General features: G+C 75.2%; 14 protein-coding genes and 1 tRNA gene. 9 read left to right on the forward strand and 6 right to left on the reverse strand.

What is annotated here, in order from left to right:
• Window positions 1–49: 49 nt before the first annotated feature.
• On the forward strand, window positions 50–1,432 hold the full coding sequence (locus ACFYUY_RS09240) for a serine hydrolase domain-containing protein (protein ID WP_387899583.1): 1,383 nt from the start codon (window positions 50–52) through the stop codon (window positions 1,430–1,432).
• A gap of 63 nt (window positions 1,433–1,495) precedes the next feature.
• On the opposite strand, the gene ACFYUY_RS09245 is transcribed toward ACFYUY_RS09240, so the two are convergent.
• The gene (locus ACFYUY_RS09245) at window positions 1,496–2,557 is read right to left on the reverse strand and encodes an ATP-dependent DNA ligase (RefSeq protein ID WP_387899585.1); all 1,062 of its coding nucleotides are present in this window, start codon (window positions 2,555–2,557) and stop codon (window positions 1,496–1,498) included.
• Window positions 2,558–2,701: 144 nt separating this feature from the next.
• On the opposite strand from ACFYUY_RS09245, the gene ligD reads away from it, so the two are divergent.
• The gene (ligD, locus tag ACFYUY_RS09250; RefSeq protein ID WP_387899588.1) at window positions 2,702–3,709 is read left to right on the forward strand and encodes a non-homologous end-joining DNA ligase; all 1,008 of its coding nucleotides are present in this window, start codon (window positions 2,702–2,704) and stop codon (window positions 3,707–3,709) included.
• Window positions 3,710–3,806: 97 nt separating this feature from the next.
• Complete coding sequence (locus ACFYUY_RS09255) at window positions 3,807–4,454, forward strand: GNAT family N-acetyltransferase (RefSeq protein ID WP_387899591.1); 648 nt, start codon at window positions 3,807–3,809, stop codon at window positions 4,452–4,454.
• A 49-nt stretch (window positions 4,455–4,503) separates the two neighbouring features.
• On the opposite strand, the gene ACFYUY_RS09260 is transcribed toward ACFYUY_RS09255, so the two are convergent.
• The 3 genes from ACFYUY_RS09260 to ACFYUY_RS09270 form a co-directional block, all read right to left on the reverse strand.
• Window positions 4,504–5,025: a hypothetical protein gene (locus ACFYUY_RS09260; protein ID WP_387899594.1), complete on the reverse strand. Its 522-nt coding sequence runs from the start codon at window positions 5,023–5,025 to the stop codon at window positions 4,504–4,506.
• Window positions 5,026–5,145: 120 nt separating this feature from the next.
• Window positions 5,146–5,631 (reverse strand): GNAT family N-acetyltransferase, encoded by a 486-nt coding sequence (locus tag ACFYUY_RS09265; protein ID WP_387899597.1) that lies wholly within the window; start codon window positions 5,629–5,631, stop codon window positions 5,146–5,148.
• Window positions 5,625–6,110, reverse strand: a complete 486-nt coding sequence (locus tag ACFYUY_RS09270) for a rhodanese-like domain-containing protein (protein WP_360219442.1) — start codon at window positions 6,108–6,110, stop codon at window positions 5,625–5,627. The genes ACFYUY_RS09265 and ACFYUY_RS09270 overlap by 7 nt, the downstream gene beginning before the upstream one ends.
• A gap of 228 nt (window positions 6,111–6,338) precedes the next feature.
• Here ACFYUY_RS09270 and ACFYUY_RS09275 point away from each other — a divergent pair.
• Window positions 6,339–6,415, forward strand: a tRNA-Met gene (locus ACFYUY_RS09275).
• An 82-nt stretch (window positions 6,416–6,497) separates the two neighbouring features.
• On the opposite strand, the gene ACFYUY_RS09280 is transcribed toward ACFYUY_RS09275, so the two are convergent.
• Window positions 6,498–7,697: an 8-amino-7-oxononanoate synthase gene (locus tag ACFYUY_RS09280; protein ID WP_360219445.1), complete on the reverse strand. Its 1,200-nt coding sequence runs from the start codon at window positions 7,695–7,697 to the stop codon at window positions 6,498–6,500.
• Between the two features lie 212 nt (window positions 7,698–7,909).
• Here ACFYUY_RS09280 and ACFYUY_RS09285 point away from each other — a divergent pair, with 212 nt between their 5' ends.
• Entirely contained in the window at window positions 7,910–10,402 is a 2,493-nt protein-coding gene (locus tag ACFYUY_RS09285; protein WP_387900008.1) for a DEAD/DEAH box helicase, read from the forward strand.
• A gap of 110 nt (window positions 10,403–10,512) precedes the next feature.
• Here ACFYUY_RS09285 and ACFYUY_RS09290 read toward each other — a convergent pair whose 3' ends face one another.
• Window positions 10,513–11,421, reverse strand: coding sequence for a hypothetical protein (locus ACFYUY_RS09290; protein ID WP_387899601.1), 909 nt, complete (start codon window positions 11,419–11,421; stop codon window positions 10,513–10,515).
• A gap of 270 nt (window positions 11,422–11,691) precedes the next feature.
• Between ACFYUY_RS09290 and bioB the strand changes: the two genes are divergently transcribed.
• From bioB to ACFYUY_RS09310, 4 genes are read left to right on the forward strand one after another with little or no spacing between them, the layout of a single operon-like run.
• On the forward strand, window positions 11,692–12,921 hold the full coding sequence (bioB, locus tag ACFYUY_RS09295) for a biotin synthase BioB (RefSeq protein WP_360219454.1): 1,230 nt from the start codon (window positions 11,692–11,694) through the stop codon (window positions 12,919–12,921).
• Window positions 12,922–12,949: 28 nt separating this feature from the next.
• Window positions 12,950–14,254, forward strand: a complete 1,305-nt coding sequence (locus ACFYUY_RS09300; protein ID WP_360219457.1) for an adenosylmethionine--8-amino-7-oxononanoate transaminase — start codon at window positions 12,950–12,952, stop codon at window positions 14,252–14,254.
• Window positions 14,251–15,039, forward strand: a complete 789-nt coding sequence (gene bioD, locus ACFYUY_RS09305; protein ID WP_360219460.1) for a dethiobiotin synthase — start codon at window positions 14,251–14,253, stop codon at window positions 15,037–15,039. Before ACFYUY_RS09300 ends, bioD begins: the two co-directional genes overlap by 4 nt.
• A gap of 53 nt (window positions 15,040–15,092) precedes the next feature.
• A complete protein-coding gene (locus ACFYUY_RS09310; RefSeq protein WP_387899606.1) occupies window positions 15,093–15,539 on the forward strand; it encodes a hypothetical protein in 447 nt (148 codons plus the stop codon).
• Window positions 15,540–15,546 lie beyond the last annotated feature (7 nt).

Raw genomic sequence — 15,546 nt, forward strand, 5'->3', positions numbered from 1 at the left:
CGTGGCGCAGCGCTCCGGGGCTCCCGGCCGCAGAGAGGCGCCCGCGCAGATGACCGACACCCGACGGCCGCGTCCGGCCGCACCCCGCACCACCGGCCGCGTGAGCGCCGCCGCGCTGGCCCTGACCGGGCTGCTCGCCGCCGCGGCCTGCTCCGGCGGGTCGACCACCGCCCGGCAGTCCGGCGAGCCGGCCGTGACCGCCGAGCCCGTCGCGGTCAGCCCGTCCGCCGGCACCCCCGGCTCGCAGGCCCCGTCCGCCGCGGGCTCCTCCGGCGCCGTGGTGCCGCTGACGGCCGACGTCACCAAGCAGCTGGACGCCGCGATCACCCGGGTGATGAGCCAGGCCGCCGTCCCCGGCGTCAGCGTCGGGATCACCACGCCCACCGGCACCTACGTGAAGTCCTTCGGCGTCGCCGACAAGGTCTCCGAGACGCCGATGGACCCGGGGCTGCGGATGCGGATCGGCAGCGAGACCAAGACCTTCACGGCGACGGCCGTCCTACGGCTGGTGGACCAGGGCAAGGTCCGCCTGGACGACCCGATCGCGAAGTACGTGGACGGCGTGCCCGGCGGCGACGGCATCACCGTGCGCCAGCTCGGCGAGATGCGCAGCGGGCTGTTCCCGTACTCCTCCGACCCGGACTTCGTGAACACCCTGATCAGCGACCCGAACCGGGTGTTCACACCGGACCAGCTGCTCGCGTACGGGTACAAGCACCCGGCCGTGTTCCCGCCCGGCGCGCAGTTCCAGTACAACAACAGCAACTACATCATCCTCGGCAAGCTGCTGGAGAAGGTCGGCGGGCAGCCGGCCGGGCCGTTCATCAAGGACCAGGCGATCACCCCCGCCGGGCTCGGCCAGACGCTCTTCCCGGTGGGCGCGGAGTTCCCCGACCCGCACGCCCACGGCTACACCGACCAGACGCCCGACGGGTCGATTGAGGACGCCACCGACTGGGACCCGTCCTGGGCCTGGACCGCCGGGGCGATCATCTCCACCCTCGCCGACCTGCAGAGCTGGGCGAAGACCGTGGCGACCGGGACCCTCCTCAAGCCGGCCACCCAGGCCGAACGGCTGAAGACCCTGCCGACCGGCGACCCCGGGGTCGGCTACGGCTTCGGGATCTTCGACAACAACGGGTGGATCGGGCACAACGGCTCGCTGCCCGGCTACGAGAGCGTGGCGGTCTACCTGCCGCAGGCGCAGAGCACGCTGACGATCCTGCTCAACACCGACGTGCTGTACCAGGGTTCGGAGCCGTCCTCGCTGTTCGCGAACGAGATCACGAAGATCATCTCGCCGAGGAACCCCTACTCGATCCCGCCGGCGACCGCCGCCCCGTCCCCGCCGGCCTCCGGGTCGGGTTCGGGTTCGGGCTCCGGCTCCGGCACGCCGACCGGCACCGGATCCCCCTCCACCGTGCGGACCTGACGGTCCGGCGGCAGTCGGCGCGGCGCCCGGCCCCTCCCGGTGGAGGGGCCGGGCGCCGCGGCGTCAGATCCCCAGCACGCGCGCCAGGTCGCACGAGACCGGCTCCTCCAGCTGCGCGTAGGTGCAGCTCTCCGGCGTGCGGTCCGGCCGCCAGCGGCGGAACTGCGCGGTGTGCCGGAAGCGGGTGCCCTCCAGGTGGTCGTAGGCCACCTCGACCACCCGCTCGGGGCGCAGCGCGATCCACGAGAGGTCCTTGCCGCCGGTCCACCGGCTGACCGCGCCGGGCAGCCGCCCCTCGGCGTGGGCGGCCTCGTCCGCCCAGGCCCCCCACGGGTGCCCGGAGAGCTCGGCCATCCGCAACGGGGCCAGCTCCTCGGCCAGTTCGCGGCGCCGGGCCATCGAGAAGGCCGCGCAGACGCCGACGTGCTGCAGCCGCCCCTCGGCGTCGTTGATGCCGAGCAGCAGCGAGCCGACCACCGGGCCGCTCTTGTGCTCGCGGTAGCCGGCCACCACGCAGTCGGCGGTGCGCTCGTGCTTGATCTTGAACATGGTCCGCTCGCCCGGCCGGTAGGGCTGGTCCAGCGGCTTGGCCACCACGCCGTCCAGCCCGGCGCCCTCGTACTCGGCGAACCAGGTCTGCGCCACGTCGCGGTCGGTGGAGGCCGGGGCGGTGAACACCGGGTCCGCCGCCCCGCCGAGCGACGCCTCCAGCGCTTCCCGGCGCACCGACAGCGGCTCGTCCAGGAACGGGACGTCCCCGAGCGCGAGCAGGTCGAAGGCGACGAAGGAGGCCGGTGTCCGCTCCGCCAGCAGCCGCACCCGGCTCGCCGCCGGGTGGATCCGCTCCAGCAGCTCCTCGAAGCGCAGCCGGCCGTCCCGGGCGATCACCACCTCGCCGTCCAGCACGCAGCGGGGCGGCAGCTCGCGCTTCAGCGCCTCGACCAGTTCGGGGAAGTACCTGGTCAACGGCTTGCCGGTGCGGCTGCCGAGCTCCACCTCGTCGCCGTCGCGGAACACGATCGTGCGGAAGCCGTCCCACTTGGCCTCGTACTGCATCCCGGGCGGGATCCTGGCCACCGACTTGGCGAGCATCGGCGCCACCGGCGGCATCACGGGCAGGTCCATGGCTCCGATCCTCGCGCGCCCGGTGCGAAGCCGCGCGCCGGGCGGCAGCCGGCGAGCGGTGGGCACCTGGCGGCGGCGGGCTGCGGGCGGCGGGCGGCGGGCGAAAAGGCGCGCGCCGGGCGCGGCGCCCTTAGCGTGAGAGGCATGGGCTCAGCCGTCGAACTGGATGTCGCCGGGCGCACCGTCCGGCTGTCGAACCCGGACAAGGTGTACTACCCGGAGCGCGGCTTCACCAAGCTGGACGTCGCGCAGTACTACCTGGCCGTCGCCGACGGGGTCCTGCGCGGGCTGCGCGACCGGCCCACCACGCTGCAGCGCTTCCCGGACGGCGTGGAGGGCGAGTTCTTCTACCAGAAGCGCGCCCCCAAGAGCCTGCCGGAGTGGCTGCCCACCGCCCGGATCAGCTTCCCCAGCGGACGCTCCGCCGACGAGATCTGCCCGACCGAACCGGCCGCCGTCCTGTGGGCCGCCAACCTCGGCTGCCTCACCTTCCACCCCTGGCCGGTCCGCCGCACCGACACCGAGCACATCGACGAACTGCGCGTCGACCTCGACCCGCAGCCCGGCACCGACTTCCGTGACGCCGTCCGCGCCGCCCACGAACTGCGTTCCCTGCTCGGCGAGTTCGGACTGCGCGGCTGGCCCAAGTCGTCCGGCGGCCGCGGCCTGCACGTCTACGTGCCGCTCGCACCCGAATGGACCTTCACCGACGGGCGGCACGCCGTGATCGCGCTCGGCCGCGTCCTGGAACAGCGGATGCCCGGCCGGGTCACCACCGCCTGGTGGAAGGAGGAGCGCGGCGAGCGGATCTTCGTCGACTACAACCAGATGGCCCGCGACCGCACCATCGCCTCCGCCTACTCGCTGCGCGCCCGCCCCCGGGCCACCGCCTCCACCCCGCTGCGCTGGGAGGAGCTCGACGACGCCTCCCCCGAGGACTTCGACCTGCGCACCGTCCCCGCCCGATTCGCCGAACTCGGCGACCTGAACGCGGAGATGGACGGCCAGGCGTTCCGGCTGGAGGGTCTGCTGGAGCTCTACGACAAGCAGCTCCACGACGAGGGCCTCGGCGAGCTGCCCTACCCGCCCGACCACCCCAAGGCCGCCGGTGAACCGACCAGGGTCCAGCCCAGCCGCGCCAGGAAGCAGTGACCGGCCGCGCCCACCGAGTGGTCGACTAGGCTGACGCCGCCCGGGGGGACGGCCGGGCGTCGGGACGACCGGGTGACGGGGCGACGGAGGGGTGCGGATGGGCACGCGGGGGCTGGCGGGGATCCTGGCGGACGCGGCGGGCGGCGTGTTCCCGCCCCCGGACGGGACCGTGACGGTGGTGCCGCAGCCGTCCCCGCGCGAGGCCGGGGTGCTGTCGCTCTCCGCCCACGCCGTCGTCTTCACCGACGAGGACCCGGCCTGGGTGCACCGGGCCCTCGCGGACTCCCCCGGCGACCGGCTGGCGGCGCCGCTCTGCCCGCCGTTCCTCACCGCCCTCGCCCGGCGCACCGGCCGGGTCGTCAACAACATCGACCTGCTGACCGTGGCCCCCCGGCTGCCCGGCCCGCCGCCGCTGCCGCTGACCCCGGTCGAGGACCGGGAGCACCCGCGCGTCGTCCGGGCGCTGCGCTACCGCGACGACGTCCGGGTGTACACCACCGACGGCGGCGTGCTGGTCCTGGGCCGCGGCGTCGCCGGGCGCTGGGAGTGCGCGGTCGAGGTCGACCCGCAGGCGCGCGGGCGCGGCCTCGGCCGGGCCCTGGCCACCGGCGCCCGGCACCTGCTGCCCGAGGGCGACGTCGTCTGGGCGCAGCAGGCGCCCGGCAACGCCACCAGTGTCCGGGCCTTCCAGGCCGCCGGCTACCGGCCCGTCGGCGCCGAGACGCTGCTGGTGGTGGACCCGTGACGCACCCGGCCGCCGACCCCGGCGCCGCCCCGGCCCGGCCCGGCGGGCCTCACTGACCGGTCATGGTCAGCGCGAACCAGAAGACGCCCCCCAGCGCCACCAGGGTCGCCAGCAGGACGCCCGCCACCACCCCGGACAGCACCAGCCCCCGCCCGACCGGCCACGCGTACAGCCCGGCGCCGGCGGCGAGCACCCCGGCCACGGCGGGCACCAGGGCCAGCGCCAGCAGCGTCAGCGTGCGGGCCACCTCGGCGTCCGAGACCACGTGGCAGTCGTCGCCCCGGCAGCCCACCCGGACGTCCGAGCCGACCGTCGCCCCGGCGAACACCCGTGCCTGCTCCAGCGCCGGTCCGCCGTCGTCCGGGTGGAACACCCCCCGGCAGTCCGAGGGCGGCGGCCCGTCCTCGTAGGCCGGGATCAGGCACCGCTCCGCCCGGAACACCCCGGGCACGCCGACCCAGCCGGCCGCCTGCCCGAACTGGCGCACCGGGCCGCCCGCGAGCCACACGGCCAGCCACACCAGCGCCATCCCGGCCATCACCGGCCCCCAGCGCCGAGCCGTCACCGCCATCCGCCACCCCCCGGTCCGCCCACCCCGTGCGTGTGACGCCGCGGACGCCCGGACGGTTGCACCGGCGGGGCGGGAACGGCACCGCCGAGCCGACGGGGTGACCGCCCGCCGGCGTCGGGATCAGCCGCCAGCCGGGCGGAGGGGCAGCGAGAACCTGACCTTGGGCCGGGCCAGGGCCCCCGCGCGGCGGTAGAAGCGGATGGCGTCGGCGTTCCAGTCGGGTGTCTGCCACTGCAGCTCCCCGGCGCCGCGGGCGGCCGCCGCGTCCCGCACGGCGTCGAGCAGGGCGCGGCCCCAGCCCGCTCCCCGGTGCGGCTCGGTGACGAACAGGCAGTCCAGGTGGGCGTGGTCGGCCGCCTGCCAGGTGGAGAACTCCAGGGACCAGGTGGCGTAGCCGACCGGTTCGCCGCCGTGGTCGACGACGAGGCACCAGGCTCTCGGGCGCGCCGCGAACAGGGCGGGCGCCAGGCGGTCGGCGAGGTCGGCGGGCACCGGTCCGGCCTGCTCGTGGGCGGCGTGGGCGGCGCACAGGCGGGCCAGGGCGGGCAGGTCGGCGGCGGTGGCCGGGCGGATCACACCGCCCGGCCGCGCGGTGTCCGTCAGCATGCGCAGGAGATGCCCGAGCGCGGGGCGGTCAGGTCGTCGACGGGGCGCTGCTCCGCCCCGGCGGCGCTGTCGTAGGCGAAGCCCTCGCGCACCCAGTACTCGAAGCCCCCGAGCATCTCCTTGACCTGGTAGCCGAGGCGGGCGAAGGCCAGCGCCGCGCGGGTCGCGCCGTTGCAGCCGGGGCCCCAGCAGTAGGTGACCACGGTCCGGGCCGGGTCGATCAGCTGCGGCGCGAGTTCGGCGATCCGGGCGGTGGGGATGTGCAGGGCGCCGGGGATGCGGCCCTGGTTCCAGCCGGCCTCGCTGCGGGTGTCGACCACCACGACCCCGGGCACGCCGGCCAGCAGGTCGGCGTGCACGTCGGAGACGTCGGCCTCGAAGGCGAGCCGGGCGGCGTAGTGGGCGGCGGCCTCGGCCGGGGCGGCGGCGGGCACGCTCAGGACGGCACTGGCGATCTCGGCGGAAGCGGTCGAAGACATCCGGGCACCTCGTGTTCTCGCTGGTCAGGGCGGGTTTCGCCGGGCCGTTCCGGGCTTCCCGGTCGGCGACGGCTCCATCCTCCGACCCCGGGCCCCGCCCCCACGAGTGGCGTGAACGCCTGAGGTCGTGAAGATCCCGCCAGCCCCGGGCCCGGCGTGCCGCCGGGGGCGCCGGCCGGGAACCGGGTTGGTGATCTCCGCCCGGTGCCGTACAGTCGGTCTCACCGACGCGGGGTGGAGCAGCTCGGTAGCTCGCTGGGCTCATAACCCAGAGGTCGCAGGTTCAAATCCTGTCCCCGCTACCACGTAGCCCGAAGGGGCGGACACGCAACGCGTGTCCGCCCCTTCGGCGTTCCGGCACCCCGCGGGGCGCCGGGGCCGCCCCGGTCAGTGCTCCCGGGCGCCCGCCGGGGCCAGCTCCGCGATGATCCGCACCGCGTCGGCGACCTGGGCGTCCGTCAGGTCGCCGCGCGCCGTCAGCCGCAGCCGGGACACCCCGTCCGGGACGGACGGCGGGCGGAAGCAGCCCACGGCCAGGCCGGCCCGGCGGCAGTCGGCGGCCCAGGCCACGGCGGCCTCCGGCCCCGGGGCCCGGACCGACACCACGGCCGCGTCCGGCTCGCAGGCCCGCAGCCCGGCGGCGGTGAGCCGGGCGGCCAGGGCGCGCGCCACTTCGCGGGTGCGCTCGGCCCGGTGCGGCTCGGCGCGCAGCAGGCGCAGCGCGGCGAGCGCGGCGCCGGCGGCGGCCGGGGCGAGGCCGGTGTCGAAGATGAAGGTGCGGGCGGTCTCGGTGAGGTGGCGGATCACCCGGTGCGGCCCGAGCACGGCGCCGCCCTGCGAGCCGAGCGACTTGGAGAGGGTGACGGTGGCGACGGTGTCCGGCTGCCCGGCGAGCCCGGCGGCCGCCAGGGCCCCGCTGCCGCCGGGGCCGAGGACGCCCAGCCCGTGCGCGTCGTCGACCAGCAGCGCCGCGCCGTGCGCGCGGACCGCGGCGGACAGCCCGGCCAGCGGCGCGGCGTCGCCGTCCACCGAGAACACCGAGTCGCTGACCACCAGCGCCCGCCGCCGGGTGCGGCCGGCGAGCACCTCCCGGACGGCGTCCGGGTCGCTGTGCGGGGCCCGGTGGACGTCCGCGCGGGCGAGCCGGCAGCCGTCGATCAGCGAGGCGTGGTTGTAGGCGTCCGACACGATCAGGGTGTCCGGGTCGGTGAGCGCGGTCAGCGCGGCGAGGTTGGCGGTGTACCCGGAGGAGAACACCAGTGCGGCCTCCACCCCGCAGAAGTCCGCCAGCTCCTGCTCCAGTTCGGTGTGCAGGGCCGTCGTGCCGGTCACCAGCCGCGATCCGGTCGACCCGCCGCCCCAGCGCAGGGCCGCCTCGGCCGCCGCGGCCGTGACCGCCGGGTGCCGGGTCAGCCCCAGGTAGTCGTTGCCCGCCAGGTCGAGCACCGCGTCCTCGGCCGACCGGCTGCGCAGGGTGCGCGTCAGCCCGGCGTCGGCGCGCAGCCCGGCGGCCTCGTCCAGCCAGTCGAACACGGCCTCCGGGGCCAGGTCAGTGGTGTGCGTCGGGGACGCGAGCGGGTGGACCATGCCCGGCACTCTGGCACGCCCGGCACCCCCGATCAATGTGCGCCTCCGCACAGCCCGCGCACCGCCCGTCCGGGGCCGCGCGGCGCCCGCCCCGGCCCGCGGCCCGGTCGTGCCCCGGTCGTGCCCCGGTCGCGGCCCGGTCGTGCCCGGGCCGGGCTTTGCCCGCGGTGGCGGCCAGCAGGCAAGATAGCCGGGTGACCCTCCTTGATCTGATGCCGAAGCCCGCCACGCCCGATGCGCTGTACGAGACGTTCGCCGCGTGGACGGAGGAGCGCGGGATCACGCTCTACCCGGCGCAGGAGGAGGCGCTGATCGAGCTGGTGTCGGGGAACAACGTCATCCTGGCCACGCCGACCGGGTCGGGGAAGAGCCTGGTGGCGGCGGGGGCGCACTTCGCGGCCCTGGCGGAGGGCCAGCGGACCTTCTACACGGCGCCGATCAAGGCGCTTGTGTCGGAGAAGTTCTTCGACCTGGTCAAGATCTTCGGCACCGAGCAGGTCGGCATGATGACCGGCGACGCGAGCGTGAACCCGACCGCGCCGATCATCTGCTGCACGGCCGAGGTGCTGGCGCAGATCGCGCTGCGGGACGGCTCCCGGGCGGACATCGGCCAGGTCGTGATGGACGAGTTCCACTTCTACGCCGAGCCGGACCGCGGCTGGGCCTGGCAGATCCCGCTGCTGGAGCTGCCGCAGGCGCAGTTCCTGCTGATGTCCGCGACGCTGGGCGACGTCCGCCGGTTCGAGGAGGACCTGACGCGCCGCACCGGCCGGCCGACGACGGTGGTGCGCAACGCGACCCGTCCGGTGCCGCTGTTCTACGAGTACCGCCGCACCACCCTGCACGACACCCTGGAGGAGCTGCTGCAGACCGGCCAGGCGCCGGTCTACGTCGTGCACTTCACGCAGAAGGAGGCGGTGGAGCGGGCGCAGTCGCTGATGAGCATCAACATGTGCTCGAAGGCGGAGAAGGAGGCCATCGCCGACCTGATCGGCAACTTCCGCTTCACCACCAAGTTCGGCCGCAACCTGTCCCGTTACGTGCGGCACGGCATCGGCGTGCACCACGCGGGCATGCTGCCGAAGTACCGCCGGCTGGTCGAGCGCCTCGCCCAGGCCGGCCTGCTGAAGGTGATCTGCGGGACGGACACCCTGGGCGTCGGCGTGAACGTGCCGATCCGCACGGTGCTGTTCACGGCGCTGTCCAAGTACGACGGCAACCGGGTGCGGATCCTGCGCGCCCGCGAGTTCCACCAGATCGCCGGCCGGGCCGGCCGGGCCGGCTTCGACACCGTCGGCCAGGTGGTGGCGCAGGCGCCGGAGCACGTGATCGAGAACGACAAGGCGATCGCGAAGGCCGGCGACGACCCGAAGAAGAAGCGCAAGGTGGTGCGGAAGAAGGCCCCGGAGGGCTTCGTCGGCTGGACGGAGGAGACCTTCGACCGGCTCATCGCGGCCGACCCGGAGCCGCTGGTCTCCCGGTTCAAGGTGAGCCACGCGATGCTGCTGTCGGTGATCGGCCGCCCGGGCAACGCCTTCGAGGCGATGCGCAAGCTCCTCACCGACAACCACGAGGACCGGCCGGCGCAGCGCCGGCACATCCGCACCGCGATCGCGATCTACCGCTCCCTGCTGGTCGGCGGCGTGGTCGAGCGGCTGCCGGAGCCGGACCCCGAGGGCCGGATCGTCCGCCTCACCCTGGACCTGCAGGAGAACTTCGCGCTCAACCAGCCGCTCTCCACCTTCGCGCTGGCCTCCTTCGAGCTCCTCGACCCGACCTCGCCCTCGTACGCGATGGACGTCGTCTCGGTGGTCGAGGCCACCCTCGACGACCCGCGGCAGATCCTCGCCTCGCAGCAGAACAAGGCCCGCGGCGAGGCCGTCGGCGAGATGAAGCGCGACGGCGTCGAGTACGAGGAGCGGATGGAGCGGCTGCAGGAGATCACCTACCCGAAGCCGCTGGAGGAACTGCTCACCCACGCCTACGAGGTGTACCGCCGGGCGCACCCGTGGATCGGCGACCACCAGCTGGCGCCCAAGTCCGTGGTCCGCGACCTGTACGAGCGGGCGATGACCTTCTCGGACTACGTCGGCTTCTACGAGCTGGCGCGCACCGAGGGCATCGTGCTCCGCTACCTGGCGGGCGCCTACAAGGCGCTGGAGCAGACCGTCCCCGAGGACGTGAAGACCGACGACCTGAAGGACGTCATCGCCTGGCTCGGCGAGCTGGTCCGCCAGGTCGACTCCAGCCTGCTGGACGAGTGGGAGCAGCTGGCCAACCCGACCGACCCGCAGGCCCCCGAGGTGACCCTGGACGACCGGCCGGCGCCGGTCACCGCCAACGCGCGGGCGTTCCGGGTGCTGGTGCGCAACGAGATGTTCCGCCGCGTGGAACTGTGCGCGCTGGAGCACTACGAGGAGCTCGCCGAGCTGGACGGCTCCTACGGCTGGGACGCGGACCGCTGGGCGGACGCCATGGACGGCTACTGGGACGAGTACGACGACCTGGGCACCGGCCCGGACGCGCGCGGCCCGAAGATGCTGCTCATCGAGGAGGAGGACTCCGCCTGGCGGGTCCGGCAGATCTTCGACGACCCGGAGGGCGACCACGACTGGGGCATCAGCGCCGAGGTCGACCTGTTCGGCTCGGACGAGGAGGGCCGCGCGGTGCTGCGGGTCACCGCGGTGGACCGGCTCGGCGGCTGACCGGCAGCCGCCCCGGCCGACCGCTCGTGGAACGGCCGGGGCCCGGAGGGGACGCACCCCCTCCGGGCCCCGGCCGTTCGTCAGGTCCGGGCTCTCGTCCCGGCCCGCCGTCACATCCAGACGAACGGCGCGCCCGCGGCGTAGGAGAGCGCCCGGTTGGCCTCGTCCAGGATTTGCTCGTTGCTGGGCGCCGGCCCCGACGGCACCGGGACCGGAGCGCTCGGGACGGGCGAGGCGCCGGCGCCGGGCGTCCGGGCGTCGCTCAGCCGCGAGTTGGTCACCGTCACGTAGTGCCCGACGGCCGCGACCCGCGGCTCCACGGCCGCCTTGGGCGCACCGGACGGCGCCACGGGAGCGGCGGAGGCGTCGGGGAGGATGAAGGCGAGCGCCCCGGGCTTGCCCCGCAGGGTCTCCGCCGCCTTGACGGCGGCGGCCTGGTCGCCGAAGCGCAGCACGGTCACGCTGCTGAGCACCGGGCGGTCCTGGCCGGTGAAGCTGAGGGTCAGGTAGGCCTGGCAGCCGCTGTCCCTGAGCAGCTCCTGGGTGCGGTCCTGCAGCACCTCGGTGCAGTTCTCGCCCTGCCGGATGCCGTTGCGCCGGGCCTTGTACGCGCCCGCCTCGATCGGGCGCTGGGGCGGGAAGTAGGCGTCCGCGACGAGGCCCTCCGGGTCGGTGCGCGGCGGCGGGGCGCCGACCACCGGCGGGGTCCTGGACGCGTCCTTGCTGGAGGGGCCGAGCCCGGGTATGTAGTCACCGGGCATCGGGCGGGTGATGATCCATCCGCCGGCGGCGACCACGCCGACCACCACGACCCAGCCGACCGCCCGGCGGGCCGTCAGGCGCCGGTTGCGGCCGCCGGTCCGGCCGGGTGACCGGCCGCCGGTGAGGTCCTGCTCCGTGCCGGCGGCATCCCCGCCCGCAAGCTCCGCGCCCGCGCCGGCGGCCCCGCCGGTCCGCCGCCCTGCCTGGCCGTTCAGGCCCTCTCCCGGAGTCGGGGTGCGCTCCCCCTGCGTGGTCATGGCGCAGATTCTAAGCAACCGCCGGGTGGCCCAGGTCACGGGGTGGGCGGTTGTCGATCATCGTCGGCGGAGCCCCGGGCCGGGCCGCCCGCCGTCCCTGCCGGCCCGCGCGGACTACCCGCCGGTAGCCCCGGCTCCGCGCCGGCGTCAAGCGCGTGACCAGGGGCGACGCCGTGAGCTTCGACACTGTGGCAAGTGGCACATCCTTCCACGGATCTTCTGGCGGGTTTCCTCTGGCGTCATTCGAGCGGCACCAGGCAGGATCGCCCCATGGATCTGCTCGATACCCTCACCGCCAAGGGCCTGCGCGGCGAAGTCCCGACCCGCGAGGAGGCGCTGGCCGTCCTCGCCACCACCGACGACGAGCTGCTGGACGTGGTCGCCGCGGCCGGCAAGGTGCGCCGCCGCTGGTTCGGCCGCCGCGTCAAGCTCAACTACCTGGTGAACCTGAAGAGCGGGCTCTGTCCGGAGGACTGCAACTACTGCTCGCAGCGGCTGGGCTCCAAGGCCGAGATCCTCAAGTACACCTGGCTCAAGCCGGACCAGGCCGCCGACGCCGCCCGCGCCGGTGTGGCCGGCGGCGCCAAGCGGGTCTGCCTGGTCGCCAGCGGCCGCGGCCCGACGGACCGTGACATCGACCGGGTCACCGACACCATGGCCGCCATCAAGGAGGCCGACCCGGCGGTCGAGATCTGCGTCTGCCTGGGCCTGCTCTCCGACAACCAGGCGGAGCGGCTGAAGGCGGCCGGCGCGGACGCCTACAACCACAACCTCAACACCTCCGAGGCCACCTACGGCGACATCACCACCACCCACACCTACGCGGACCGGGTGGACACCGTGCAGAAGGCGCACGGCGCGGGCCTGTCGGCCTGCTCCGGCCTGATCGCGGGCATGGGCGAGAGCGACGAGGACCTGGTCGACGTGGTGTTCGCGCTGCGCGAGCTCGGCTCGGACTCCGTCCCCGTCAACTTCCTCATCCCCTTCGAGGGCACCCCGCTCGCCAAGGAGTGGAACCTCACCCCGCAGCGCTGCCTGCGCATCCTGGCGATGGTCCGCTTCGTCAACCCGGACACCGAGGTGCGGATCGCCGGCGGGCGCGAGGTGCACCTGCGCTCGATGCAGCCGCTCGGCCTGCACGTCGCCAACTCGATCTTCCTCGGCGACTACCTGACCAGCGAGGGCCAGGCCGGGCAGGCCGACCTCGACATGATCAAGGACGCCGGCTTCGAGGTCGAGGGCGCCGGCGAGGCCACCCTGCCGCGCCACCGCGCCGACGTCGCGGCGGCGGCCTCCGGCTGCGGGACGACCGCCTCCTCCCCCTGCGGCACCGCCGCGTCCGCCTGCGGCAGCGGCGGCGGCTGCGGGCCGTGCGGCGGCCACGGCCACGCCGAGCCGGCCGCGGACGCCCCGGCCGCGGAGCCGGTCGACGAGCTGCGCGACGACCTCGTCAAGGTCCGCCGTCGCGGCGCCGGCACCGAACTCGCGCCCAACGCCTGACCGTTCCACCACCCTGGAGTCGCCCACCATGCCCCCGCTCCCCGCGGACTCGCTGCTCGCCCTCGACCGCGCCCACGTCTGGCACCCGTACGGACCGATGCCCGGCACCGCCACCCCGTACGTGGTCGAGTCCGCGTCCGGCGTCCGGCTGCGCCTGGCCGAGCCGGTCGCGGGCGGGCACCGCGAGCTCGTCGACGGGATGTCGTCCTGGTGGGCGGCCATCCACGGCTACCGGCACCCGGTGCTGGACGAGGCCGTGCGCGAGCAGCTGGGGCGGATGAGCCACGTGATGTTCGGCGGGCTCACCCACGAGCCCGCCGTGCGGCTCGCGGCGAGGCTCGTCGAGATCACCCCGGAGCCGCTGCAGCACGTCTTCCTCGCCGACTCGGGCTCGGTGTCCGTCGAGGTCGCGATGAAGATGTGCCTGCAGTACTGGCGGTCCACCGGGCGCCCGCAGAAGCACCGGCTGCTCACCTGGCGCGGCGGCTACCACGGCGACACCTTCCACCCGATGTCCGTCTGCGACCCGGACGGCGGCATGCACCACCTGTGGGGCGGGGTGCTGCCCGGGCAGCTCTTCGCGCCGCAGCCGCCGGCCGGCTTCGACGCGCCGTTCGACGCCGGGTACGCCGCGTCCTTCGAGGAGCTGATGGCGCGCCACGCGGACGAGCTGGCCGCCGTGATCGTCGAGCCGGTCGTCCAGGGCGCCGGCGGGATGCAGTTCCACTCCCCCGCCTACCTGCGGATGCTGCGCGAACTCTGCGACCGCTACGGGGTGCTGCTCGTCTTCGACGAGATCGCCACCGGTTTCGGCCGCAGCGGCGCGCTGTTCGCCGCCGACCACGCGGGCGTCTCCCCGGACGTGATGTGCCTGGGCAAGGCGCTCACCGGCGGGTACCTGACGCTGGCCGCCACCCTGTGCACCGGCGAGATCGCCGACGGCATCAGCCGCGGCGAGGTGCCGGTGCTCGCGCACGGCCCGACGTTCATGGGCAACCCGCTGGCCTGCGCGGCCGCCAACGCCTCGCTGGACCTCCTGCTGGGCCAGGACTGGGCCGTCGAGGTGAAGCGGATCGAGACCGGGCTGCGGGCCGGCCTCGCCGGGGCGGCCGGACTGCCGGGCGTGCGGGACGTGCGGGTCCGCGGGGCCATCGGCGTGGTGCAGCTGGACCACCCGGTGGACGTCGCCGCCGCCACCGGGGCCGCCGCCCGCGAGGGCGTGTGGCTGCGCCCCTTCCGGGACCTGATCTACACCATGCCCCCCTACGTGTCGCAGGACGAGGACGTGGCCCGCATCGCGGCCGCCGTGACCGCCGCGGCGGTGGCGGGGTGAGCGCGCGCGTCCTGTTCGTCACGGGCACCAACACGGACGTCGGCAAGACCGTCGCGACCGCCGCCGTCGCCTCGGCGGCGCTGCAGGGCGGCCTGCGGGTCGCCGTCCTCAAGCCCGGGCAGACCGGCGTCACCCCGGACGAGCCCGGCGACGCCGCCGAGGTCCGGCGGCTGGCCGGCGCACCGACGACCGGCGAGCCGGCGACCGGTGCGCTGACCACCACCGAACTGGCCCGCTACCCGGAGCCGTTGGCGCCGGACACCGCCGCCCGGCGGGCCGGGCTGCCCTTCCTCTCCCCCGCCGACGTGGCCGGGGCCGTCGCCGAGCTGGCCGCCACCCACGACCTGGTCCTGGTCGAGGGCGCCGGCGGGCTGCTGGTCCGCTACGACGACGACGGCCGCACCCTCGCCGACCAGGCCCGGGCCGTCCTGGACGCCGGACTGCCGGCCGAGGTGCTGCTGGTGGCCGCCGCCGCATTGGGCACGCTGAACATCGTCTCGCTCACGGCCGAGGCCCTGGCCGCCCGCCGGCTCCCGCTCGCGGGCGTCCTGGTCGGCTCCTGGCCGGAGCGGCCGGGCCTCGCCGAGCGGTGCAACCTCGCCGACCTGCCGCGCTCGGCCGGCGCCCCGCTGCTCGGCGCACTGCCCGAACGGGCCGGCGCCGCCGCCGACTTCCCGGCCCTCGCGCTCGCCTCGCTGGCCCCCGGACTGGGCGGCACCTGGGACGCCCAGCAGTTCGCCGACGCCCACCGGCCCGAACCGCCGCCGCTTCGCTCGAAGGGGTGACGCCCCGCCCCGAACCGGGGACCGGACGGGCGGCGGATCACTACCGTGCTCGCATGACGGACGGGATGACGGTGGACGAGTCGCTGCGGGCGCTGGCCGCCCTGGAGGCGGCGTGGAAGGACGACGACGAGGCGCTGGCCGCCCTGGCCGCGGGCGGCGCCGACGAGCGCGCGCTCCCGGCGCTGGTCGCCGCGTACGGCGAGCACGCGATGGACACCCTGATGGCGCTGGCGCTCGGGTTGCGCTCCAGCATGAGCGACGAGGAGATCGCGGAGCTCTCCGACGCCGTCGGCTCCACCATCGGCGCCCGGATGAGCACCCTGCTCACCCGGGCCCTCAAGACCTGGGGCGAGCTCGCCGACCGGGACGACCTCACGGCGACCAGGGCCATCGCCCACGCCGTGATCGACGCCATGCGCGCCGTCACGGAGGACCCGAGCCGGACCGAGGTCCTGCCGCTGCTCGCCACCTTCCGCAGCTACGCCCTCGCCCACCCCTGAGCACCGG

It is taken from the genome of Kitasatospora sp. NPDC004745, from assembly GCF_042873275.1.
Lineage (GTDB): Bacteria > Actinomycetota > Actinomycetes > Streptomycetales > Streptomycetaceae > Kitasatospora.